Annotated in this window: 24 protein-coding genes and 1 riboswitch; of the genes, 19 read left to right on the top strand and 5 right to left on the bottom strand. The window is 69.2% G+C overall.

Annotated features, from left to right (window positions below; genetic code table 11):
- Positions 1-17 precede the first annotated feature (17 nt).
- Complete coding sequence (locus ACIBO2_RS17475; protein WP_397297863.1) at positions 18-611, bottom strand: MarR family transcriptional regulator; 594 nt, start codon at positions 609-611, stop codon at positions 18-20.
- A 184-nt stretch (positions 612-795) separates the two neighbouring features.
- Here ACIBO2_RS17475 and ACIBO2_RS17470 point away from each other — a divergent pair, with 184 nt between their 5' ends.
- From ACIBO2_RS17470 to ACIBO2_RS17450, 5 genes are all read left to right on the top strand, one after another.
- Positions 796-2406, top strand: coding sequence for an ATP-binding cassette domain-containing protein (locus ACIBO2_RS17470; protein WP_358533601.1), 1611 nt, complete (start codon positions 796-798; stop codon positions 2404-2406).
- Positions 2407-2491: 85 nt separating this feature from the next.
- Positions 2492-3292 (top strand): hypothetical protein, encoded by an 801-nt coding sequence (locus ACIBO2_RS17465; RefSeq protein ID WP_358533599.1) that lies wholly within the window; start codon positions 2492-2494, stop codon positions 3290-3292.
- Positions 3293-3460: 168 nt separating this feature from the next.
- A complete protein-coding gene (locus ACIBO2_RS17460; protein WP_397297858.1) occupies positions 3461-4909 on the top strand; it encodes a hypothetical protein in 1449 nt (482 codons plus the stop codon).
- A 9-nt stretch (positions 4910-4918) separates the two neighbouring features.
- Positions 4919-5587 (top strand): hypothetical protein, encoded by a 669-nt coding sequence (locus tag ACIBO2_RS17455; RefSeq protein WP_357938768.1) that lies wholly within the window; start codon positions 4919-4921, stop codon positions 5585-5587.
- Positions 5588-5644: 57 nt separating this feature from the next.
- Complete coding sequence (locus tag ACIBO2_RS17450; RefSeq protein ID WP_397297856.1) at positions 5645-6766, top strand: NlpC/P60 family protein; 1122 nt, start codon at positions 5645-5647, stop codon at positions 6764-6766.
- 9 nt (positions 6767-6775) lie between these two features.
- On the opposite strand, the gene ACIBO2_RS17445 is transcribed toward ACIBO2_RS17450, so the two are convergent.
- Entirely contained in the window at positions 6776-7267 is a 492-nt protein-coding gene (locus tag ACIBO2_RS17445; protein ID WP_225293326.1) for an inorganic diphosphatase, read from the bottom strand.
- A 72-nt stretch (positions 7268-7339) separates the two neighbouring features.
- Here ACIBO2_RS17445 and dacB point away from each other — a divergent pair, with 72 nt between their 5' ends.
- The 11 genes from dacB to ACIBO2_RS17390 all read left to right on the top strand — a co-directional run bounded on the left by dacB (position 7340) and on the right by ACIBO2_RS17390 (position 17047).
- Positions 7340-8761, top strand: a complete 1422-nt coding sequence (gene dacB, locus ACIBO2_RS17440; protein ID WP_358533592.1) for a D-alanyl-D-alanine carboxypeptidase/D-alanyl-D-alanine-endopeptidase — start codon at positions 7340-7342, stop codon at positions 8759-8761.
- Positions 8762-8818: 57 nt separating this feature from the next.
- A complete protein-coding gene (locus ACIBO2_RS17435) occupies positions 8819-9895 on the top strand; it encodes a zinc-dependent metalloprotease (protein WP_358533589.1) in 1077 nt (358 codons plus the stop codon).
- Positions 9896-9901: 6 nt separating this feature from the next.
- Entirely contained in the window at positions 9902-10894 is a 993-nt protein-coding gene (gene tilS / locus ACIBO2_RS17430; protein WP_397297853.1) for a tRNA lysidine(34) synthetase TilS, read from the top strand.
- 10 nt (positions 10895-10904) lie between these two features.
- Entirely contained in the window at positions 10905-11456 is a 552-nt protein-coding gene (gene hpt, locus ACIBO2_RS17425; protein WP_225293318.1) for a hypoxanthine phosphoribosyltransferase, read from the top strand.
- A gap of 225 nt (positions 11457-11681) precedes the next feature.
- Positions 11682-13679 (top strand): ATP-dependent zinc metalloprotease FtsH, encoded by a 1998-nt coding sequence (gene ftsH, locus ACIBO2_RS17420; RefSeq protein ID WP_358533583.1) that lies wholly within the window; start codon positions 11682-11684, stop codon positions 13677-13679.
- Positions 13676-14254, top strand: a complete 579-nt coding sequence (folE, locus tag ACIBO2_RS17415) for a GTP cyclohydrolase I FolE (protein WP_358533581.1) — start codon at positions 13676-13678, stop codon at positions 14252-14254. The genes ftsH and folE overlap by 4 nt, the downstream gene beginning before the upstream one ends.
- Before the next feature lie 213 nt (positions 14255-14467).
- The gene (gene folP, locus ACIBO2_RS17410; protein WP_358534814.1) at positions 14468-15274 is read left to right on the top strand and encodes a dihydropteroate synthase; all 807 of its coding nucleotides are present in this window, start codon (positions 14468-14470) and stop codon (positions 15272-15274) included.
- A complete protein-coding gene (locus tag ACIBO2_RS17405; protein ID WP_214641971.1) occupies positions 15271-15714 on the top strand; it encodes a nuclear transport factor 2 family protein in 444 nt (147 codons plus the stop codon). Before folP ends, ACIBO2_RS17405 begins: the two co-directional genes overlap by 4 nt.
- The gene (gene folB, locus ACIBO2_RS17400; protein WP_357653924.1) at positions 15704-16069 is read left to right on the top strand and encodes a dihydroneopterin aldolase; all 366 of its coding nucleotides are present in this window, start codon (positions 15704-15706) and stop codon (positions 16067-16069) included. Before ACIBO2_RS17405 ends, folB begins: the two co-directional genes overlap by 11 nt.
- Positions 16070-16091: 22 nt before the next feature.
- A complete protein-coding gene (gene folK / locus ACIBO2_RS17395) occupies positions 16092-16595 on the top strand; it encodes a 2-amino-4-hydroxy-6-hydroxymethyldihydropteridine diphosphokinase (protein ID WP_358533576.1) in 504 nt (167 codons plus the stop codon).
- Entirely contained in the window at positions 16592-17047 is a 456-nt protein-coding gene (locus ACIBO2_RS17390; protein WP_358533573.1) for a DUF3180 domain-containing protein, read from the top strand. The genes folK and ACIBO2_RS17390 overlap by 4 nt, the downstream gene beginning before the upstream one ends.
- A 79-nt stretch (positions 17048-17126) precedes the next feature.
- Here ACIBO2_RS17390 and ACIBO2_RS17385 read toward each other — a convergent pair whose 3' ends face one another.
- The gene (locus ACIBO2_RS17385) at positions 17127-18233 is read right to left on the bottom strand and encodes an acyltransferase (protein ID WP_358533571.1); all 1107 of its coding nucleotides are present in this window, start codon (positions 18231-18233) and stop codon (positions 17127-17129) included.
- Positions 18230-19375: an NADH-quinone oxidoreductase subunit D gene (locus ACIBO2_RS17380; RefSeq protein WP_357938789.1), complete on the bottom strand. Its 1146-nt coding sequence runs from the start codon at positions 19373-19375 to the stop codon at positions 18230-18232. Before ACIBO2_RS17380 ends, ACIBO2_RS17385 begins: the two co-directional genes overlap by 4 nt.
- A gap of 120 nt (positions 19376-19495) precedes the next feature.
- Between ACIBO2_RS17380 and ACIBO2_RS17375 the strand changes: the two genes are divergently transcribed.
- Positions 19496-20080 carry a DoxX family protein gene (locus ACIBO2_RS17375; protein WP_358533568.1) on the top strand — a complete coding sequence of 195 codons (585 nt, stop codon included), beginning with the start codon at positions 19496-19498 and terminating at the stop codon, positions 20078-20080.
- Positions 20081-20168: 88 nt separating this feature from the next.
- On the opposite strand, the gene ACIBO2_RS17370 is transcribed toward ACIBO2_RS17375, so the two are convergent.
- Positions 20169-21455: an aminotransferase class V-fold PLP-dependent enzyme gene (locus ACIBO2_RS17370; RefSeq protein ID WP_397297848.1), complete on the bottom strand. Its 1287-nt coding sequence runs from the start codon at positions 21453-21455 to the stop codon at positions 20169-20171.
- A gap of 42 nt (positions 21456-21497) precedes the next feature.
- Positions 21498-21613: riboswitch (SAM riboswitch) on the bottom strand.
- 102 nt (positions 21614-21715) lie between these two features.
- Between ACIBO2_RS17370 and ACIBO2_RS17365 the strand changes: the two genes are divergently transcribed.
- A complete protein-coding gene (locus ACIBO2_RS17365; RefSeq protein ID WP_358533565.1) occupies positions 21716-22441 on the top strand; it encodes a TerC family protein in 726 nt (241 codons plus the stop codon).
- A 9-nt stretch (positions 22442-22450) separates the two neighbouring features.
- Complete coding sequence (locus ACIBO2_RS17360; RefSeq protein WP_397297845.1) at positions 22451-23641, top strand: cytochrome P450; 1191 nt, start codon at positions 22451-22453, stop codon at positions 23639-23641.
- Positions 23642-23702 lie beyond the last annotated feature (61 nt).

Here is a 23702-nt window from a genome sequence, read left to right as displayed (position 1 = left end):
GCGGCCTTGCATCCATCTCATGGACCGTCCTCTTTCTGGATCAGGGGATGAAGGGGCTTGCCCCGTAGAGATGCCATGAACGGGTCGGGCGTGTCGCTCGTCCATGACGTCGATGAGATCCGGGTGATGTTCACTTCGCGGCCGAGGGTCCGCTCGGCTGTTCGCGCCGCGTCATAGAGCTCGTCCTCGTCGGCTGACCCCACGATGAGGACATCGACGTCTTGGGGCGGTGGTCCCGGCTGGTTGGCGTGTCGAGCGGCCCAGGAGCCGTAGATGTACGCCTCGTCGATACCGGAGATGGGCCGGAGCAGTGGGGGCAGTACGGCGGCCGGACCGAAGGTCACGATCAGCAGATCGGTGAGGGGTTTCGCGATGATCGTGTCCGTGTCGGCGCGGATGAGGCGAAGGTTGCCATGCCGCCTTTCCCGGATCAGGCCGGCCGCGGCGAACCGGTCCGCTTCTCGGCTCACCATCGACTGCGACGTTCCGGTACATGCGGCGAGATCGGTGGTTGAGTACTCCTTCTCCGGGTGGAGGTACAACCAGGCGAGCAGCTCACCGACAGCGTTAGAGCGAAGGAGAGGCAACAGCAAAGGCGGGATTGGCCTCATAGATGCATAGTACTATGCATCTATAGCAAGTCCATCACTCTATGCGATCAACACAGCTCATGCCGTCACCTCCGAAGAGCCTAGATGTCCCGCGCGAAGCGCCGCCAGGCCGGGGAGGAAAAGGAGGTGCTGTGCAGAGTTCTCGGTAGGTACCCTGCGCGGGGGAATTGCGAAGGGAATCGCCGTGGCGCACGTCGAAGTAGGACATCTGACATACGTACTGCCCGACGGGCGGCCGTTGCTCAACGACGTGTCCTTCCGGATCGGCGAAGGCGTCAAGGCCGCGCTGGTCGGGCCCAACGGGGCGGGCAAGACCACGTTGATGCGGCTCGTCGCCGGGGATCTGCAGCCCGTGGCGGGGAGTGTGGCCAGTTCTGGTGGGCTGGGGGTGATGCGGCAGTTCATCGGCAGCGTGCGTGATGGGAGCACGGTGCATGATCTGCTGCTCAGCGTCGCTCCGCCGGCCGTGCGGGAGGCGGCCGAGCGCCTGGAGCGGGCCGAGCTGGTGATGATGGAGCGCGACGATGAGAAGGCGCAGATGCGCTACGCGCAGGCCATCACCGACTACACCGACGCCGGTGGCTACGACATCGAGGTGCTCTGGGACACGTGTACGGTTGCGGCGCTCGGTGTGCCGTACGACAACGTGAAATATCGGGATGTGGCGACGTTGTCCGGCGGCGAGCAGAAGCGGCTCGTGCTCGAAGCGCTGCTCCGCGGACCGGACCAGACGCTGCTGCTCGACGAGCCCGACAACTACCTCGACGTGCCGGGCAAGGAATGGCTGGAGCAGGCGCTCAGGGAGACTCCCAAGACGGTCCTGCTGGTCAGTCACGACCGGCAGTTGCTGGCCAACGCGGCCGACCGGATCGTCACCGTCGAGTCCGGAAATATCTGGATCCATGGTGGTGGGTTCGCCACGTACGCGGAGGCCCGCAAGGCCCGCAACGAGCGGCTGGACGAGCTGCGCAGGCGCTGGGACGAGGAGCACGCCAAGCTCAAGGCCCTGGTCATCATGCTGAAGAACAAGGCCAGGTACAACGACGGCATGGCCCCCGCCTACCACGCGGCTCAGACACGGCTGCGCAGGTTCGAGGAGGCGGGGCCGCCCGAGGAGGCCCCCGCCGACCAGAACATCAAAATGCGCCTCAAAGGCGGTCGCACGGGCAAGCGCGCGGTCATCTGCGAGGGGCTGGAGCTGACCGGCCTGATGCGGCCGTTCGACCTGGAGGTCTGGTACGCCGAGCGCATCGCCGTGCTCGGCTCCAACGGCTCGGGCAAGTCCCACTTCCTGCGGCTGCTCGCGGGCGAGCAGATCGGCCACTCCGGCGTCGCCAGACTCGGCGCCCGCGTGGTCCCGGGTCACTTCGCCCAGACGCACGCCCGGCCCGACCTGCTGGGTCGCTCTCCGGTGGAGATCGTCATGACCGAGCACGCCAGGCTGAAGAACGAAGCGATGAAGGTCCTGGCCCGCTACGAGCTGGCCGGGCAGATCGCGGAGCAGCGGTTCGACACGCTCTCGGGCGGTCAGCAGGCGCGGCTGCAGATCCTGCTGCTGGAGCTGTCCGGCGCGACGCTGCTGCTGCTCGACGAGCCGACCGACAACCTCGACCTGGCCAGCGCCGAAGCGCTCCAAGCGGGTCTGGACGCGTTCGCGGGCACGGTGGTGGCGGTCACGCACGACCGCTGGTTCGCGGCGGATTTCGATCGCTTCCTGGTCTTCGGCGCGGATGGCACCGTTTACGAGGCTTCCGAACCGGTCTGGGATGAGGCCAGGGTCGTCCGTCCCCGCTGAACGCGTTAAAGAGCTCCATAAAGAGTTGGTACGGCAGGCGCGTGTCCCGCCCCTGCCGTGCCCATAGACCGGCTATCACGGCAAAGTGATCCCGCGTAGCCGAACCGTCAGCCTCCTCGCACTCGGGGCGATCTGCCTAGCCGGGTGCTCCAGCGAGGAACCGTCCAAACAGCAGCTCAAGCCCCTCGTCCTCAAGGAGCAGGTGTCGAACGTCGTCAAGTCGTCCGACGGCTACGCCGTGAACTGGGCGGGGATCCTCACCAACGCCAACCCGTGGCACTTCGGCGAGCACGTGGTGGCGACGATCGTCGGGCGTGACGTCGCCGGCACCGAGGTGGTCCGGATGGACCAGTCGCTCGACGCCGTGCCGCCGGGCGGTTCGCTGGCCTTCACCGGCCAGGTCAACGCGCCCCAGAAGCCGGCCAAGGTGACCATCGACTATCGCCCCGCCCAGTGGCGGCCGGCCGCTCGCATCGCGTCGGCGTTCAAGGAGTTTCCCGTTTCGCGGGTGCAGACGCTCCGGCAAAAGGACCGTTCTTATCTTATTACCGGCTATGTCGACAATCCCTATCAGCTGCCCGCCAGCAGCCTGGTGGTGAACGTGTTGCTGCGCGACAAGGCGGGCAAACTGCTCGGCGGTGGCAGTACGTTCGTCGACGACGTGAAGGCGGGCAGCCCACCGCGCTTCATCCTGACCGTGGGCGGCCTGCCTGCGGGCAGCGTGGTGGCCAAGACCGATGTGACCGCCCGGACCTGGGGTTCGACCGGCCGCCCCTTCGAGGATCTGGCGCTGGGCGGCGCGGTGCCGCTGCACACGATCAAGCCGACCACCGAGCCGTTCGCGATAGACCGCGGCAGTCAGGCCATGACCGAGCACCAGCAGTGAATGGCTCATCAAATATCAATCAAATAAGCCGATAAATCGGGCGGAGCGGCCATTCGCTGCAAACCAGGCCGAGCGCCACAAATTCGTTCAGCGGAGCGCCGTCGGCAAGGCATTCATTCCCACAGAAGGAGTGGAACTACTAGTTACTAATCCATTACCTTCAGTCATATGAATGACCACGCCCTGGTCGAGTCACTCCGCGCCCGTGACCCGGGTGCCCTCGCCGCGCTCTACGACGCCTACGCCGAGGGCATCCACAGATACTGCTGGTCCCTTCTCCTCAGCTCCGACGGCGCCCAGGTGGCGCTCCGCGACACGATGATCGCGGCGGAGGCCCACGCCGGCTCCCTGGCCGATCCCGGCCGCCTGCGCCCATGGCTGTACGCCCTGGCCCGCGCCGAATGCCTGCGACGGCGGATGGCCGAGCCGCCGAACGCCGACGAGGCCCTGGCGCAGGCCCCGCCTCCGGACAATCCGGCCGACGCCGACCTGCGCGTCGTGGCCTGGAACGCGATCCAGAGCCTGTCCCACGACGACCGTGAGGTGCTGGAGCTGTCGGCCAGGCACGAGCTGCCCACCCCGGAGCTCGCCGCGGTGCTGGGGGTCGCGGCGCGCCATGTCGAGGCGGCCCAGGAGGAGGCGCGCGAACGACTGCGTGACGCGATCACGGCGGAGCTGCTGGCCAGGAAGAGCCCCTACGACTGCGCGGCACGGGCCGGCATCCTCAAGGGCTTCTCCGGCAGGCTGACGCCAGAGACGCGCGCGCGGCTGGTGGGGCACCTCGCGGGCTGTCTGACCTGCTCTCCCCACCGCACGCGCCAGGTGTCGGCGGCCAAGGTCTTCGAACTGCTGCCCCGGATCCCGCTGCCGGAGTCGCTCGCGGTCAGGGTGATGAGCTGCTTCGCCGACCCCGAGCTCCAGCCCTACCGCCGCTACGTGGCCCGGCGCTCGGGGGCGCTGGACGCCGCCGGGTTTCCCGTTGCCCCGCGCAAGAACGCTCGCAGGTGGCCTCAGGCGCTGGCTGGCGCGATGGCGGCGGCCGCGACCGTGGTGGCGATAATGATGATCTTCCAGCAGTTCGGCCGGATCGAGGGTGGAGTGCCGGGCGTCGCGTCCGCCGCCTTCCCCGCGCCGGGCGAGCCGCCGGGCATCAGGCTGCCCTGGCAGCCCGAGCCCCAGGACCCGCGGATCAGCGTCGAGCCCATCCTGGACAGCACAGCCACTGTCCCGCTGGGCGCCCTGCCCCCGACGGCGACGCCGTCAACGGGCACCGTGCCCACTATCGGCGACCCGGCGAGCTCCGCCCCGTCCAGGGCCCCGGAGACACCCGAGCCCCAGTCCGACCAGGTCACCCCCACCCCCGACCACCAGTCCGCCGAGCCCGGGGAGCCGGACGCGCACCCGGGCAGGGAGCCGGACAAGCAGCCCGGCAGACACCCGCACAAGCACTCCCGCACACCTCGCCCCAACGACCTTCCGACGCCCGCCGCGACACCGACCCAGACGCCGGTCGCTCCGCCGGTCATCACACCGGCACAGACGCCGGCCCAGACACCCGGCCAGACGCCGGCACAGACGCCGACCGCGACGCCGCCCGCCACCGTCCCGGCCGGCTGAGGCCCCTGCATGGAGGCGTACCAACTGCGCGAGGACCCTCAACTGGGCTGCCGGGTCTGCCCCCTGCCGGTCAGCGAGGAGCGGGCCGAGCTGATGGCCAGGAGCCATCACGTCGCCTGGCCCACCTGGCTCGATCAGGGCCCCCGCATGCTCCGGGACGTCCTCGAACTGTGCCGCCTGCGCACCGCCCGCGGCCTGGCCGTCCTGTCCTGGCTCTCCGGGAGCGAGCCGCCCGGCGGCCCGCCCGCCGAGCTCGGCTGGCTCTGGTCCTCGCGCCGCCTGACAGGTCAGCGCCAGGAGCGCCTGTACGCGGCCGCCGCCGCGGTGCCGGAGCCCGTGCTCGGCCTCGTGCTCGCCAACTGGACCTGGGCGCTCGGCACCTGCCACGGCGGCCGGGTCGCCGCCCCCTACCTGGCGGGCACCGCCTACCCCGGCGACGGGTCGGTGGCCGCCGCCGCCACGATGACCCTCTACCAGACCTTCGACCGCCATCCGGAGTCCCGCCCGGCCATCGCGGCCGCCTGGGCCGCGGCTCGGGCGGGCGCCGACTGGTGCCGGGCGGCCGAGTTGCACGCCGCCTACGGGACGCAGACGCCGGTCTTCACCTATCCCCGGGGTACGAGCCCGATCCCGGTGGGTGTGCGGCCGTGGATAGAGCGCCTGTTCCGCCTGCGTTGACGATGTTACGAAAGTGACCAGGATTACACAGAGTGACAGGCGGGAACTGTGTGCACTATGCACGCCATCAGAGCCGGACTCATGGCAGTCTGCCTGGTCGTCACCCTGTGCCCGCCGGCCGACGCGGCTCCCGGGCCGTCCCGCCGGAAGGTGATGCAGGCCCGCCACGCCGTACGGGATCGTACGCGGCAACTGGGCACCGCGAGCGCGCGGCTCGCCGAGGCCCAGTCACGGCTCGACGACCTGGCGGCCGGGGCGGAGCGGCTGGTGGAGGCGTACAACGGGGAGCTCGTCCACCTCGAACGCGCCAGGCGGGCCCGCGACCAGGCCCAGGCCCGGCTGGCGCTGGCCGACGCCGAGGTGGAGAAGGCCCGCGCGCCCGTCGCGCTGCTTGCGGCGCAGGGCTACAGCGGGCTCGACATGATCACGCCGATGCTCGGCATGATGACCGACATCGGCGACACCGACGGATTCCTGCACCGGGCGAGCGTCCTGGAACAGCTCAGCGGCGAGCAGGGCGCGGTGCTCGACCGGATGCGCGACGCCCAGGAGGTCTCCGCCATCCTGCGGAGCGCGGCGGCCGACGCGTACGCCGAGCACGAGGCCGTGTCCGAGCGGGCCAGGCAGGCGAAGGTCGCCGCGGAGGCGGCCGTCGCCGCGCAGAGGCGTGAGACCAGAGGGCTGGAGGCCGAGCGCGTCGCGTGGCAGCGGCGGGTCGACGCCGCGCGCACCCACGCGAACCTGCTGGCCAGGCGGCGGGAGGCGGCGCTGGCGCAGGCGCGCCTCAGCCACGGGCTGCTCGCGTCCGGCTCGCTCATGGGCGACGTCGCGGCCAACTGGGCGCTGACCCAGCTCGGCAAGCCGTACGTGTGGGCGGCCGATGGCCCGGACAGCTTCGACTGCTCGGGCCTGACCATGCGAGCATGGGAGCAGGCGGGCGTCGGCATGGACCACTGGACCGGCACGCAGTGGACCTCGGGTCCGCACGTGCCGCTCGACCAGTTGCGCCGCGGCGACCTGCTGTTCTTCGGCTACGTCACCAGCGACCCGAGCACGATCCACCACGTCGGCATGTACGTGGGCGACGGGCTGATGGTGCACGCGCCACAGACCGGCGACGTGGTGCGGGTCGCCTCAATGTGGCGAGGGGACTTGGTGGGTGCCACCCGGCCTCAGTGACCTACTCAGTCAGCTGTGGCCTTCATCCTTGGCGCGCTGGAAGGAGCGCTTGATCTCGACCTCGGCCTCCATCCGGCCCACCCAGTTGGCGCCCTCGACGGACTTGCCGGGCTCCAGGTCCTTGTAGACCTCGAAGAAGTGCTGGATCTCCAGCCGGTCGAACTCCGGCACGTGGTGAATGTCGCGAATGTGCTCCATCCGCGGGTCGGTGGCCGGGACGCACAGGACCTTGTCGTCGCCGCCCTTCTCGTCCGTCATCCGGAACATCCCCACCGCGCGGCAGCTGATGTAACAGCCCGGGAAGGTCGGCTCCTGGAGCAGCACCAGCGCGTCGAGCGGGTCGCCGTCCTCGCCGAGGGTGTGCTCGATGAAGCCGTAGTCGGCGGGGTACTGCGTAGAGGTGAACAGCAGCCGGTCAAGCCTGATGCGACCGGTTTCGTGGTCCACTTCATACTTGTTCCGTTGTCCCTTGGGAATCTCAACGACAACGTCGAACTCCACCGCGGTTCCTCCGCTCACGCCGAGTGGGCGTTAATGTCTCGTAGGCGAACACCAGGAGAGAGGTCAGGCGACGTGGCGCGGCACGAGCGGTGGGTGATGCTGACCACTCTCGCCATGCTCCAGGTGCTGACCATCGTCATCGGCCTCTATGCGATGACCAACGACTTCAGCCTGGGCGCGCTGACGAGGGGATCGTCACCGACCGAGCCGACACCGTCTCCTCAAGGGTCTCCCCCCGTCTCCGTGGTCACCGCGGGGCCGGTGCTGGCCCAACTCCAGGTGAGGGCCGGAGACGGACCTCTCACTACTAAGCGTACTTTGACCCAGCAGCTCACCCGCGCCCTGGGTGACGAAGCGCTGGGCGCTCGGGTGGGCGCGGTGGTCCTCGACGCCGCCACCGGCGAGCAGGTATTCGCCGCCAATCCCGACGTCGGCATCACTCCCGCCTCCACCACAAAGTTGGTCACCTGCACGGCCGCGCTGGCCGCGCTCGGCCCCGACACCCGTCTGTCCACCCGGGTGACGCAGGGCCAGTCGGCCAACTCGATCGTGCTGGTGGGCGGCGGAGATCCGACGCTCGCCGGGCCGTCGGCCAAGTCCCAGGACTATCCCAAGCAGGCGTCGCTCGCCACGCTCGCCTCACGCACCGCCGCCGCCCTGAAGGCCAAGGGCGTCACCAAGGTCACGCTCTCCTACGACGCCTCCCTGTTCACCGGTTCCACGCTGGCGCCCGGATGGAAGCCGGGCTACGTGCCCGACGGCGAGGTGGCGCCGGTCTACGCGCTGGCGATCGACGAGGGGCGGCGCGACCCCGCCGCGAGGCAGCCGCGCGTGTCCAACCCGCCGCAGTACGCCGCCGCCGCGTTCGCCCGGCTCCTGACCAAGTACGGCGTGGGCGTCGCCAAGTCCGTACGACCGGGCAAGGCGCCCGCCGGGGCCGCCGAGCTCGGCCGGGTCGACTCGGCGCCGCTCTACGCGCTGGTCGAGCACACGCTGACGTTGAGCGACAACGACCTGGCCGAGGCGCTGGCCAGGCACGTCGCCATCAAGGAAGGGCAGCCGGCGTCCTTCGAGGGCGTGTCCAAGGCCGTGGTCGGGGTGCTGCAACGGCTCGGCGCGGCCAAGGGCGTACAGGTCTTCGACGGCAGCGGCCTGTCCGCGCGCAACCGCATCAGCGCCGACGCGATGGCCCGAGTCATCGCGGTCGCCTCCGCCGCTGCCCACCCCGACCTGCACCCGATCGCCTCCGGCATGCCGATCGCCGGGTTCTCCGGCACCCTGGGCAACGGCAAACGCTTCACCGGCGGCGACAGCAAGGGCCAGGTCGGCCTCGTACGCGCCAAGACCGGCACCCTCAACAACGTCAACACGTTGGCCGGCATGGCCACCACCAAGGAAGGGCGCCTGGTCACTTTCGCCTTCCTGGCCGACCGCGTCCCGAGCACCGCCGAGCCGGTGCTGGACCGACTCGCCGCCATCGTCGCGCGTTCCTAACGCTGTGTTGATGGCGGGTCTTCGCGGGCTGGACGAGAAGCACGTACGGTGGACGGTATGCAGGTGATCGACTGGGATCTGGCCGTCACGACCGGCACGCGCCTGGTGCGCCCCGGTCCTCAGGTGAGCCGGGAGGAGGCCAGGCAGGCCGTCACCGAGCTCCGCGCGCTGTCGCGTGAGGCCGAGGGGCACGTACGCGAGTTCACCAAGATTCACACTGAGACCGCGCCGCAGGCGGCGACCATCGTCGACCGTCCCGGCTGGATCAAGGCCAACGTCGAGGGCTTCCGCGTGGTGCTCGAACCGCTCACCGAGCGGGTCGGCGGCGGAGCCAACCCGCCGCCGGCGATCGTCACGGCAGTGGGCTCCCGCATCACCGGCGTCGAGGTGGGCGCCGTGCTCGCCTTCCTCGCCTCGCGGGTGCTCGGCCAATATGAGCTGTTCCTGCCGCCGGACCCGACGGGCCGCGAGCCGGCGGGGCGTCTGACCCTCGTCGCGCCCAACATCGTGCACGCCGAGCGCGAGATGAACGTCGACCCGCATGACTTCCGCCTCTGGGTGTGCCTGCATGAGGAGACGCACCGCGTGCAGTTCACCGGGGTGCCGTGGCTGCGCGAATACATCCGTTCGCAGATGACCGAGTTCCTGCTGGCCTCCGACCTCGATCTGGGCACGCTGCTGGAGCGGCTGCGCACCGCCGCCGACACGGTGGCCGACGTGGTGCGTGGCGGCGAGGGCAACCTCATCGACGCCATCCAGTCGCCCGGCCAGAAGGAGATCCTCGACCGGCTCACGGCCGTGATGACGCTGGTCGAAGGGCACGGCGACTACGTCATGGACGCCGTCGGCCCCTCGGTGGTGCCGTCGGTGGCCGACATCCGCGCCAAGTTCGCCCATCGCCGCGAAGGCGGCTCGCGCCTCGACCGCACGGTCCGGCGGCTGCTGGGCATCGAGGTCAAGATGAAGCAGTACGCCGAGGGCTCGGCCTTCGTCCGCGCGGTGGTGGACCAGGTCGGCATGGACGGCTTCAACCGCGTCTGGACCTCGCCCGAGACCCTGCCGACGACACCCGAGATCACCGACCCCAGCGCCTGGGTACGCCGCGTCATCGGCAGCAACGCCCTGCCCGCCTGACTCGTCATGGGCCCGCACCCGGCCGTCGCGGACGTCCGAAGGGCCGTCCGTGAGGCGCTGGCCGACGTCGGTGACGGCGCGCTCGTGCTGGCGGCGTGCAGCGGGGGAGCCGACTCCCTCGCACTCGCCGCCGCGCTCGGCTTCGTCGCGCCGCGCGCGGGCCTGAAGGCCGGGCTGCTGACGGTGGATCACCAGCTCCAGGAGGGTTCCGCCGCCCGCGCCGAGACGGTGGCCGCGCTGGCCCCGGCCCTGGGGCTCGACCAGGCCGAGATTCTCACCGTCGACGTCGGCACATCCGGCGGCCCGGAGGCGGCGGCCAGAGACGCCCGCTACGCCGCGCTCGCCGAGGCGGCCGACCGGCTCCAGGCCGCGACCGTGCTGCTCGGCCACACCAGGGACGACCAGGCCGAGACAGTGCTGCTCGGCCTGGCCAGGGGGAGCGGGCTCAGATCGCTGTCCGGCATGGCCCCGGTGACCGGCCGCTACCGCAGGCCGCTGCTGTCCCTCTCCCGTGCCACCACCGTCGCCGCGTGCGCGGCGCTCGGCCTCAGCCCTTGGGACGATCCGCACAACGAGGATCCCCGCTACACCCGCGTACGGGTACGGACCAGGGTGCTCCCGCTGCTGGAGTCGGAGCTGGGGCCCGGCGTGGCCGACGCGCTCGCCAGGACCGCCGATCTCGCCCGGGACGACGCCGACGCCCTTGACGAATGGGCCGACACGGCCTATCAGAATTGCGCTCTAAGCGATATCACCGGTTCGGTGACGCTGTCCGTACCCGAGCTGGAACGCCTCCCAGACGCCGTCAGGCGGCGGATCCTCCGGCGGGCGGCCATCGCGGCGGGAACGCCGTCCGGAGCCCTCTCCGCGACCCACGTGCGCGCCGTCGACCGGCTCATCACGGCGTGGCGCGGGCAGAAGGCCGTGGATCTACCCGGGGGTCTGGTCGCTGTGCGGCGGTATGACACCCTGATACTCGCCATCAGTCCCATCCCGTAAGGAACCACAGGTGGACGCTGCCGATATGGGCAAGGACCTCGAGAAAGTCCTGATTCCCCAGGACGAGCTCCAGGCCAAGGTGAAAGAGCTTGCCGGGCGGATCGACGCCGACTACGCGGGCACGGAGCTCCTGCTCGTGGGCGTGTTGAAGGGCGCGGTCATGGTGATGGCCGACCTGGCCAGAGCGTTGCACGTGCCCGTTCAGATGGACTGGATGGCCGTGTCGTCCTACGGCGCGGGCACCAAGTCGTCCGGTGTCGTGCGGGTGCTGAAGGACCTCGACACCGACATCATGGGCCGCCACGTGCTGATCGTCGAGGACATCATCGACTCGGGGCTGACCCTCCACTGGCTGCTGGAAAACCTCAAGTCGCGCAACCCGGCCTCGCTGGAGATCTGCGCCGCCCTGCGCAAGCCCGACGCGGTCAAGGTGCCGATCGACGTCAAGTACGTCGGCTTCGACATCCCCAACGAGTTCGTCATCGGCTACGGCCTCGACTACGCGGAGCGTTACCGCAATCTCCCCTTCATCGGCACCTTGGCTCCCCATGTTTACAAGTAGCCGCCGGGAACACCGCGCCACCTGACGTACGTTGGTAGGGCAAGACCGGTGTAGCGGGCGGTCCCTCCGCGCGCTTCCCCGGTGTACCTTCTGACTCCGGGAGGGTGACCAAGCGTCCCCTTCGGGTAGTCAGAAGTCGCGGCGTCGGATGCCGCGGCCCCGGGAATTCCCGGGGTTCCAGGCCATGGTCAGGAAGGGACGGGCCCGCAAGGGGTTCCGCATCGGATGGATCTCAAGCGATTTACACGTGGGCCACTGCTGTGGATCCTGGGCATCGTCGTGCTGCTCCTGCTCGTCACCCAGCTCTGGAGCGGCGGCGGCAACTTCAAGCAGGCCGACACGTCCACAGTCCTCCAGCAGATTCGCACCGGCAATGTAAGCAACGCCAAGATTGTCGACAAGGATCAGCGCATCGAGCTGACGCTGATCAAGCCGATCTCGGTCAAGCCGGGTGACACGGCGACCAACATGATCCAGTCTGACTGGGTCGCCGGCTACGGGCCGAAGCTGACCGAAGAGCTGCAGGCGCAGGTTCAGGCGGGCACGACCAAGAGCTTCACCACCGAGGTGCCCCAGGAGAACTTCCTGGTCAGCATCCTGGTGAGCTTCCTGCCGATCGTCTTCATCGTCCTCATCTTCCTGTTCATCATGAACCAGATGCAGGGCGGCGGCTCGCGGGTCATGAGCTTCGGCAAGTCCAAGGCGAAGCTGATCACCAAGGACACTCCCAAGACCACCTTCTCCGACGTCGCGGGCGCCGATGAGGCCATCGAGGAGCTCCAGGAGATCAAGGAGTTCCTGCAGGCCCCGGCCAAGTTCCAGGCGATCGGGGCGAAGATCCCCAAGGGCGTGCTGCTGTACGGCCCGCCCGGCACCGGCAAGACGCTGCTCGCCCGCGCGGTCGCGGGTGAGGCCGGCGTGCCGTTCTACTCGATCTCCGGCTCCGACTTCGTCGAGATGTTCGTCGGCGTCGGCGCCTCGCGAGTCCGCGACCTGTTCGAGCAGGCCAAGGCCAACGCACCGGCGATCATCTTCATCGACGAGATCGACGCCGTCGGCCGGCACCGCGGCGCGGGCCTGGGCGGCGGTCACGACGAGCGCGAGCAGACGCTCAACCAGCTGCTCGTCGAGATGGACGGCTTCGACGTCAAGGGCGGCGTGATCCTCATCGCCGCGACCAACCGGCCCGACATCCTCGACCCGGCGCTGCTGCGTCCGGGCCGATTCGACCGCCAGGTCACCGTCGACCGCCCCGACCTGGAGGGCCGCAAGGGCATCCTCAGGGTCCACGGTCGCGGCAAGCCGTTCGAGCCGGCGGTGGACCTCGACGTCATCGCCCGTCGCACGCCCGGCTTCACCGGTGCCGACCTGGCCAACGTGATCAACGAGGCGGCGCTGCTCACCGCGCGCGCCGACAAGAAGCTGATCTCGATGGACATCCTCGAGGAGTCGATCGACCGCGTCATGGCAGGACCCGAGCGCAAGTCGCGGGTCATGTCCGACAAGGAAAAGAAGATGATCGCCTACCACGAGGGCGGTCACGCGCTGGTGGCGCACGCACTGCCCAACTCCGACCCGGTCCACAAGATCACGATCCTGTCCCGTGGCCGCGCCCTGGGTTACACCATGACGCTGCCGATGGAGGACAAGTTCCTGGCCACCAGGTCCGAGATGATGGACCAGCTCGCGATGCTGATCGGCGGTCGCGCGGCGGAGGAGCTCGTCTTCCACGAGCCCACCACCGGCGCCTCCAACGACATCGAGAAGGCCACGGCGGTCGCCCGTCGCATGGTGACCGAATACGGCATGAGCGAGCAGCTCGGCGCCCGTAAGTTCGGCTCCGGCCAGGCCGAGGTCTTCCTGGGCCGGGAGATGGGCCACGAGCGCGACTACTCCGAGAAGATCGCTTCGACGATCGACGAGGAGGTCCGCCGGATGATCGAGACGGCGCACGACCAGGCGTGGGACATCCTGGTCGAATACCGCGACGTGCTCGACAACCTGGTGCTGCAGCTCATGGAGAAGGAGACGCTCTCCCGCGACCAGGTGCTGGAGGTCTTCGCCTCAGTCGTGGTCAAGGAGCACCGCCCGTCCTACGCGGGCTACGGCAAGCGGCTCCCCTCGGACCGCCCGCCGATCCTGACCCCGAAGGAGCAGTCGGCCAACGGCTCGCTCGCCGCTGCCAGTCACCAGGACGCCCTGCCCTCTGGAGACAGTGCGTGAGTTCGCAAGACGTAGACCTGGGCCGGATCGAGAAGGCCGTCCGCGAGATCCTTTACGCCATCGGCGAGGATCCCGACCGTGACGGCCTGCTCGACACGCCCTCTCGGGTGGCCCGGGCCTACGCCGAGCAGTTCTCCGGCCTCGGACAGACGCCGGAGAGCGTGCTCAACAAGGTCTTCGACGTCGACCACGACGAGATGGTGCTCGTCAGGGACATCGAGGTCTACTCCACCTGCGAGCACCACCTGGTGCCCTTCCACGGGGTGGCCCACGTGGGCTACATCCCCAACGAGCGCGGCCAGGTGACCGGGCTGTCCAAGCTGGCCCGCCTGGTGGACGTCTTCGCCCGCCGCCCGCAGGTGCAGGAGCGGATGACCTCGCAGATCGCCGACGCGCTGATGCGCGTGCTGGAGCCGCGCGGGGTGATCGTGGTGGTGGAGTGTGAGCACCTCTGCATGACCATGCGCGGTGTTCGCAAGCCGGGCGCGAAGACGGTGACCTCGGCGGTGCGCGGCGATTTCCGTACGAGTGACAAGACCCGCGCCGAGGCGATGGCGCTGATCCTGCACCGATAAGCACCAGCCGGTAAGCCCAGGGCGCTGATCCTGCACTGACAGGCAGGAGTCAGCGAGCCGATGATGTTGACCCTGCCCTGATAAGCACCAGTCAACGAGCCTATGGCACTGATCGGATTGTTATTTGCGTGTGGGCACCCTCCACAGACCCCATCAACCATGACCGCCTAGGCTTGGGGCATGGTTGTCGGAGCAGAGGCGCGGTGCCTCGTCATGGGCGTGGTCAACGTCACGCCGGACTCGTTCTCCGACGGGGGCCTGTGGTTCGACGAGGCGGCCGCTATCCGGCACGGACTGGAGCTGGTCGGTGAGGGAGCCGACATCGTCGACGTGGGTGGCGAGTCCACCCGCCCCGGCGCCGCCAGAGTGCCGCTCGACGAGGAGCTGGCCCGCGTCGTGCCGGTGATCAGCGCGCTCAGCGCCGAGGGAGTGGCGGTCAGCGTCGACACCATGCGGGCCGAGGTCGCCAAGGCGGCGGTGGAGGCGGGGGCGAGGCTGGTCAACGACGTGAGCGGCGGCCTGGCCGATCCCGAGATGCCGCGCGTGGTGGCCGCCACCGGCGTCGATTACGTGGTGATGCACTGGCGCGGCCACAGCCATGACATGGACCGCCGGGCCGTCTACCACGACGTCGTGACCGAGGTGCGCGAGGAGCTCGCCAAGCGGGTCGACCTGGTGCTGGCCGAGGGCGTGTCCGAGGAGCAGATTGTGCTCGACCCCGGGCTGGGTTTCGCGAAGAACCCCGCGCACAACTGGGAGCTGCTCGCCGGGATGGGGGAGCTGGCCGAGCTCGGCTATCCGCTGCTGATCGGGGCCTCGCGCAAGCGGTTCCTGGGGCGGCTGCTCGCCGACGCCGACGGCACGCCGCGCCCGTTCAGCGGCAGTGACGACGCCACGGTGGCCGTGACAGCGCTGGCCGCGCACGCCGGTGCCTGGTGCGTACGAGTGCACGAAGTAGGTCCCAATGCCGATGCCGTGCGCGTGGCCGCCGCATGGAAGAGACCCGGAGCCAACACATGAGTGTCGACACCGCCGCGATCGAGACGGTCAACCAGGACTTCTATCTCGCGATCGAGGACGCCAACCTCGACAAGATGACCGAGATCTGGGCCGAGGACTCCGCCGACGAGCAGGTCAGCTGCGTACATCCGGGCTGGACCCTGCTCTCGGGGCGGTCCGAGGTGCTGCGCTCCTGGGCGCTCATCATGGCCAACACCACCTACATCCAGTTCGTGCTGACCGACGTCAACACCACCGTGCTGGGTGACGTGGCCGTGCTCACCTGCGTCGAGAACATCCTCACCGCCGGCGAGGAGGGCGAATCCAGCTTCGCCGCCGGCAAGGTGGTGGCCAGTAACGTCTACGTGCGCACGGCGCAGGGCTGGCGGCTGTGGATGCATCACGGTTCGCCGGTGCTCCAGGGTGACGACGACGAGGAGGAAGGCGAGCTTGAGGTCTGATCGCATCGCGCTGAAGGGCCTGCGGGCCCGGGGCCGGCACGGCGTGCTGGCGGCCGAGCGTGAGCTCGGGCAGGAGTTCGTGGTCGACGCGACGCTGTTCCTCGACACCGCCCCCGCCGCCGCCTCCGACGACCTCGGCAAGACGGTCCACTACGGCGAGCTCGCCCAGGCGCTGGTCGCCGTGGTGGAAGGCGAGCCGGTCGAGCTGATCGAGACGCTCGCGCAGCGCCTCGCCGACGTGTGCCTGGCCGCCGGCCTGGTGGAGTCGGTCGAGGTGAGTGTGCACAAGCCCGCGGCACCGATCCCGCTGCCGTTCGACGACGTGGTCGTCACCATTCAACGGAGTCGCGAATGAACGTGAGCGAGAGGAGTAGCACGTGAACGTCGTACTGTCTCTCGGTAGCAATCTCGGACGGCGCTTCCAGACCTTGCAGGACGCCATCGACACCCTTTTCGACGCACCGGGGCTGGAGTTCGTCGCGAGCTCGCCCGTCTATGAGACCGACCCGGTCGGCGGCCCCGCCGGGCAGCGCCCCTACCTCAACGCGATCGTCATCGCCGAGACCTCGCTCCAGCCGCAGGCGTTGCTGGAGCGGGCGCAGGGCGTCGAGAACGCCTTCGGGCGGGAGCGCAACGAACGCTGGGGCCCGCGCACGCTCGACATCGACCTGATCGTCGTGGGTGACACGGTCTCCGACGACCCCGACCTGACGCTGCCGCACCCGCTCGCGCACGAGCGGGCCTTCGTCCTCGTCCCGTGGGCGGACGTGGACCCCGCCGGCGTGCTGCCCGGCCAGGGTCAGGTCGCCGACCTGCTCACGGACCTCGACCAGAGCGGCGTACGGCTGCGTGCTGACCTCAAGCTCCAGAGTCCGGATTGAGGCCCACTCGCCCCGGCCTGCTGGTCGGCATCATCGTCGTCGTGGCGCTGGTCGCCTGGATGGTGGTCAGGGAGTTCTACGCCGACCTGCCCATCGTGCCGTGGACCGCCATCCCCACCGTCCTGCTGCTGGCCCTCGGGGAGGCCTACAGCGGGTGGGTGACGAAGGCCCGGATCGACCGCAAACCTGACACCAAGCCGGTCGAGCCGCTGGCGGTGGCCCGGCTGGCGGCCTTGGGCAAGGCGTCGGCCTATGTGGGCGCGGTGTTCGCGGGCGTCTTCGGTGGGTTCGTCCTGCACACGGTCCAGCTGTTCACCAGGGAGACGCCGAGGTTCGAGTTCTTCATCGCGGTGGGCTCGCTGCTGGCGTTCGTGGTGCTGATCGCCGCCGCCCTCTTCCTGGAACACGCCTGCCGCATCCCGAAGGACCCGGAGGATCAGCGGCCCAGGTAGACGGCGCCGCGAATCACCAGGCGGCCAGGTAGCCAGGAACCCGATGTCGGCCGTAATGGCCCCAAGCTAGCGGCCATGGTCAACTCTTGTCAGGCACTCGTTCGACAGGGGCTCGTTTGCGGCCGAAGAGGTAGATGACCGGGAGGGTGCAGATCAGCGGGCCCAGGATGGCGAGCGGGCGTTCCAGCCACCATCTGAGGTCCGGTGGCACCTCGCCGCCGAGCGTGCCGAAGAACCACCACAGCAGGCCCAGCGCGATCGCCATCCCCGTGGTGTGGAAGAGGAACAGCGGCAGGGCATAGCGGTTGATGGTGCCGTTGACCCGGCGCCAGCCGGGCTTCTCCAGGACGCGCTCCATCGACGGCCGCAACACCTCCACCAGGCCGATCTGGAAGAGCAGCAGCGCCACGATGACGAAGGTGGGCGGCGCCATGTTCGACCACTTGTCGCCGGGCACCCCGACCATCGAGCCCGGATAGATGCCCGAGTAGACCAGGCCGAACAGGGCGAACAGCCCGGTCCACAGGACTCCCACGTCATAGCGTCTGGGCAGGATGACGATCCGGTCGTAGAAGAAGCCGGCCTGGTGGGCCAGTCCCCAGACGATGATCATGTTCAGCCAGCCGACCCACTCGACGCCGTACCGGAAGCGGAGCACGTCGATCACCAGGGCGGCGCCGCCCAGCCAGATGAGCGCCAGCACGTCGTAGTGGCGGTGCAGCCACAACGCCACGGGCAGCAGCGCGATCAGCACCAGGTAGACGCCGAGGAACCAGAGCGGGCTGAGCACGAGCAGCACCACCCGCCACATCCACTCGACATGGAACACCCAGGTCACGACCGCGCCGATGGTGAGCCACACGCCCGACAGCACGAGCGCGGGGGCGGCCAGCGCGCGGATGCGCCGCCAGACGAACCGGCCGATGCCGATGCCGCGGGCCTGGGCGCGGCTCCACGACAGCAGGTGCACGTGGCCGCCGACGTAGAAGAAGAGCGGCAGCACCTGAAGCAGCCAGGTGAGTATCCACAGCCCCGAGGTGAAGCCGAGCGGGCTGGTCGGTTCGGGCCCCTCGGGCTTCCACTGCAGGATGGTGAACGCCCAGTGCCACACCACCACCACGATCAGACTGAGAGCGCGCAGCCAGTCGACGTATTTGTCCCGCTGCGGAGTCGCGACGTCGGTCACTTGTCGATGTCACCCACGACGAAGAACATCGAGCCGAGGATCGCCACCATGTCGGCCACCAGATGGCCGGGCAGCATCTCCCGCAGCACCTGGATGTTGCTGTAAGACGCGGAGCGCAGCTTGAGCCGCCATGGAGTCTTGTCCCCCTTGGACACGAGGTAGTAGCCGTTGATGCCGAGCGGGTTCTCGGTCCAGGCGTACGTGTGGCCCTCCGGCACCTTGAGCACCTTGGGCAGCCGCTGGTTGATGGGGCCCGGCGGCAGCGAGCGCAGCCGGTCGACGCACGCGTCGGCCAGGTCCAGCGAGACTCTGAGCTGGTCGAGCAGGATCTCGAAGCGGGCGTGGCAGTCGCCCGCGCCGCGCGTGACCACCTTCACCGGCAGCTCGGGATAGGCCAGGTACGGCTGGTCGCGCCGCAGGTCGAGGTCGACGCCGGAAGCGCGGGCGATGGGGCCGCTCACGCCGTACTGCAGGATCTGCTCGCGGGTCAGGACGCCGACGCCTTTGGTACGGGCCAGGAAGATCTCGTTGTTGAGAATGAGATTCTCGATGTCGGGCACCCGGCGCCGGGTCTCGGCGACGGTCTCCGACACCCGGTCCAGCCAGCCGTACGGCAGGTCCTCCTTCAGCCCGCCGACCCGGTTGAACATGTAGTGCATCCGGCCACCGGAGATCTCCTCCATCACGGCCTGGATGCGCTCGCGCTCGTTGAAGGCGTAGAAGATGGGCGTGATCGCGCCCAGCTCCAGCGGGTACGAGCCGAGGAACATCAGGTGGCTCAGCACCCGGTTGAGCTCGGCCAGCAGCGTACGCGCCCACACGGCCCGTACCGGCACCTCCATGCCCAGCATGCGCTCGGCGGCCAGCACCACGCCCAGCTCGTTGGCGAACCCGGCCAGCCAGTCGTGCCTGTTGGCCAGCATGATGATCTGCCGGTAGTCGCGGACCTCGAACAGCTTCTCCGCGCCCCGGTGCATATAGCCGATGATCGGCTCGGCCGTGGCGATGCGCTCACCGTCGAGGGTGAGCCGCAGCCTGAGCACCCCGTGCGTCGACGGGTGCTGCGGGCCGATGTTGAGGATCATGTCCTCGGTGGCCAGCTCTTTCGCCCCGACGCCGATCCCGACCACGCGTTCCGTCATATGGCAATGCTGCCACCGGCAGTCGTGGTGATCCAGCACAGGAAGAGGTCAAGGAATCCTATATCGGTGCATTCCGCCCACTGGACAGGGGAGGAACGTCGGGAACGGGGGGAGAAAACCGTGCAAAGAATTCTTTTCGATCTTGCCGCTCTGATCTCGCGGGTGGCGATCGGCGTGATCTTCGTGATCCACGGGTGGCAGAAGATGCAGATCGGGATACCGGTCACGGCCGCCGCCTTCAACCAGATGGGGATTCCGCTGCCGCAGCTCTCGGCCGGGTTCGCCATCCTCGTCGAGACCGTCGGCGGGATTCTGCTCATCATCGGCCTGCTGGTCCGGCTGGCGGCCCTCGGGCTGGTGGTCGACATGCTGGGCGCGATCATCTTCGTCCACGGCGCCCACGGCGTACTGGTGCAGAACGGCGGCTGGGAGCTCGCCGGCGCGCTGGCCGTGGCCTGCCTGCTGCTCGTGGCGGTGGGCGGTGGCCGGCTCGGCATCGACGGCATCCTGCACAACAGCTACCGGCGGCGCGCCGAGCGCCGCGCGGCCGAGCAGGATCTCGCCGGCCACGCGCCGGCCACCTCCATCAGGCCGGAGGCCCCATCGGAGGCGGGCACCGCCCCCATGCCGGTGCAACCGGCCGCCCGGGACGATGACATGAGGAACATCGACGAGCCGTCGCGCGGACGTTCGCCGAGCGCCTGACCTCAGCGGGCCGCGAGAAGGCCATCGTGCGACCTCAGCGGGCGGCGACGCGGCGACTGTCGTGCCGCCTCGTGCCGCCTCCGTGACCTCAGCGGGCGGCGAGGTCGCGGAGGGCGTCTACGAGGCGGTCCACGTGCTCCTCCGTGGTGCCGATGCCGATCGAGGCGCGGACCGCGGACGCCGTGTCGTCCTCACAGCCGCCGTCCGCGGTGCCGAGCAGGTGCCGGACGAACGGGTGCGCGCAGAACTTGCCGTCACGTACGCCGATCCCGTACTCGCCCGACAGCACCTCGGCCACCTCGCGCGCCGAGTGCCCGTCGACGACGAACGAGACGATGCCCACGCGCGGCTGGTCCGGCCCCCAAAGCGACAGCTCGCGCACGCCCTCGATCGCGGCCAGTCCGGACCGGAGCCGGGCGATGAGCCGCTCCTCCTCGCGTACCAGAGCGGTCCAGCCGGTCGCGCTGAGCGCGTCGCAGGCGGCGGCCACGGCGATGGCGCCCAGGACGTTCGGGGTGCCCGCCTCGTGACGAGGCTCGGCGTCCTCGTGCCACTCGATGTCCTCGTCGACGGAGCGTACGGCGCCGCCGCCCTTGAGGTACGGCTCGCCCGAGGAGAGCCAGTCGCGGCGGCCGACCAGCACCCCGGCCCCGAAGGGCGCGTAGAGCTTGTGCCCGGAGAAGGCGACGTAGTCGAGGTCGAGCGCGGTCAGGTTGAGCCGCCGGTGCGGCACCAGCTGGGCGGCGTCCACCAGGATGCGGGCTCCGTGGCGGTGCGCGATGTGCGCCAGGGCGGCGATGGGCCAGAGTTCGCCGGTGACGTTCGAGGCGGCGGTGACCACGAGCAGCTTGGGGCCGTCGATCCCGGCCAGCGCCTCGTCGGCGGCGCGGACGGCTTCGCCGGGGAAGGCGGGCGGCGCCAGGCGTACGGACCGCTTCCAGGGCAGCAGCGAGGCGTGGTGCTCGGTGTCGAAGACGACCGCGGTCGTGCCCTCGGGCAGGCAGCGGGCCAGCAGGTTGGTCGCGTCGGTGGTGTTGCGGGTGAAGATCACGGCGTCGTCGGGGCGGGCGCCGACGAAGGCCCTGACCGTGTGGCGGGCCTGCTCGTAGCGGGCGGTGGTGAGCTGGGAGGCGTAGCCCGCGCCGCGATGCACGCTGGAGTAGGCCGGGAGCGCGGCGGTGACGGCGGCACTGACCGGCTCCAGACAGGGGGCGCTCGCCGCGTAGTCGAGGTTGGCGTACGTCACCAGCCTGCCGCCCTTGACCGGCACTTCCAGATCGGCGCCCAGCACGGCGGGGATCGGATGGGCGCGCTCGGCAGCCGGCGCGTCGGTGGCCTGGGCGGGCAGGGAGCTGAAGATCGTCAACGTGGACACGGCGAACCTCCTGGGGCCATCGGACCCCCGGAACACCCAGCGAGCCCGCGCTTGCCCACCACACCTCGTGGCGGACCAGGTCTTCACCCGGGGCACCCCGCCGCGGACGCGAGGGTTGCCGGCCAGCAAGCCGGGGCTATGCGCTGGCACTCATGACCTACATCCGCACTATAACCGACACCCGGCCATGAATCGCAACCGCGAACTTATGCGGCCTCTGCCTCGTTGGTAACTGAAACCCCTGCTGTGAGGAGTACCTAATGCTGGACTGGGTGGCCGACCCTCAGATCTGGATCGGGTTTTTCACCCTGGTCGCACTAGAGATCGTCCTCGGTATCGACAACATCATCTTCATCTCCATCCTGGCCGGGAAGCTGCCGCCGGAGCAGCGCGACCGGGCCCGCGTCATGGGCCTGGGCGCGGCGCTGATCAGCCGGCTGCTCCTGCTGCTGGCACTGTCGTGGGTGGTCCGGCTGACCACGCCATTGTTCGAGGTCTTCGGGCACGGGATATCAGGGCGTGACCTGATCCTGCTGCTGGGCGGCCTGTTCCTGCTGGCCAAGAGCGTCACCGAGATCGGGCACAGCATGGAGCTGAAGGAGGAGGGCGGCAAGGGACGGGCCGTCACCTCGTTCGCGTCGGTGATCGTGCAGATCATGATCCTGGACGTGGTGTTCTCGCTCGACTCGGTGATCACCGCGGTGGGCATGGTGGACGAGCTCGGCGTGATGATCGCCGCGGTGATCGTGGCGGTGCTGGTGATGCTGTTCGCGTCCGGGCCGATCAGCAGGTTCGTGGACAAGCATCCGAGCATCAAGATGCTGGCTCTGGCGTTCCTGGTGCTGATCGGGGTGGTGCTTATCGCCGAGGGACTCGGCCAGCACATCGCCAAGGGTTACATCTACTTCGCGATGGCCTTCTCGGTGATCGTGGAGCTGCTCAACATCCGGATGCGGAGCAGGCACGCCAAGCAAGCCTCCTCATAAGATGAAAAAGTGCGATTCGATCCCTGGAATCCGGATTTTGTTGCCTATCCCTACGGCGCGTACGCGGAGCTGAGGCGTGAGGCCCCCGTCAGCTACTTCGAGCCGACGGGGCAGTGGCTCATCTCCCGGCACGCGGACGTGAACGCGCTGCTCAGAGACCGTCGCCTGGGCCGCTCCTACCTCCACGTGGCCACGCACGAGGAGTTCGGCAGGCCGGAGGAGCCGGCGTTCCAGGAGCCGTTCTGGCGGGTGACCAGGGCTGGCATGCTCGACGTCGAGCCACCGGTGCACACCAGGCTGCGCCGGCTGGTCTCCAAGGCGTTCACGCCGCGCATGGTCGAGTCGCTGCGCCCCCGGGTCAGGGCCATCGCCGAAGGGCTGGTCGAGGCGTTCGTCGAGAAGGGCGGCGGCGACCTGATCGCCGAGGTGGCCGAGCCGCTGCCGGTGACCGTCATCGCGGAGATGCTCGGCGTGCCCGAGGCGGACCGGCACCTGCTGCGCCCCTGGTCGGCCGACATCTGCCAGATGTACGAGCTGAACCCGAGCGTGGAGTCGCAGCACGTGGCCGCCAATGCGGCGGCGGAGTTCGCCGCCTACCTCGCGGACCTGGCCCGCGCGCGGGCCGTCCGGCCGGGCGACGACCTGATCAGCGCGCTCGCGGCGATCGAGGAGCTCACCGAGGACGAGCTGATCGGTACGTGCGTGCTGCTGCTCAACGCCGGTCACGAGGCGACCGTGAACGTGACGGGCAACGGCTGGTGGTCCCTGTTCAGGAACCCCGCCGAGCTGGTACGCCTGCGCGAGGACCGGAGTCTGCTGCCCACGGCCGTCGAGGAGCTGATGCGCTGGGACACGCCGCTACAGATGTTCGAGCGGTGGGTGCTGGAGGACATCGAGGTGCACGGGGTCGAGATCCCGCGCGGGGCCGAGGTCGCGCTGCTGTTCGGCTCGGCCAACCGCGACGAGACGGTGTTCGCCGACCCTGACCGGCTCGACGTGGGACGGCCGGACAACCCGCACATCTCCTTCGGGGCGGGGATCCACTTCTGCCTGGGCGCGCCGCTGGCCCGCATCGAGCTGATCGAGTCGTTCGGCGCCCTGCTGGAGCGGGCGCCGAAGCTGGAACTCGTCAGCGAGCCGGAATGGAAGCCGGGCTACGTCATCCGCGGCCTGAAGTCTCTCGACCTGACGACGGGTTAGCGCGGCCACGACGACCGTCCGCCCTCCGGGAGTGGGTTTCTTCCAACGGACCTCTGCCCTG

Source organism: Nonomuraea sp. NPDC050022 (assembly GCF_044460705.1).
Lineage (GTDB): Bacteria > Actinomycetota > Actinomycetes > Streptosporangiales > Streptosporangiaceae > Nonomuraea.
Note: the sequence above shows the minus strand (reverse complement) of the source record. Positions and strands in the feature narration are given on the sequence as shown.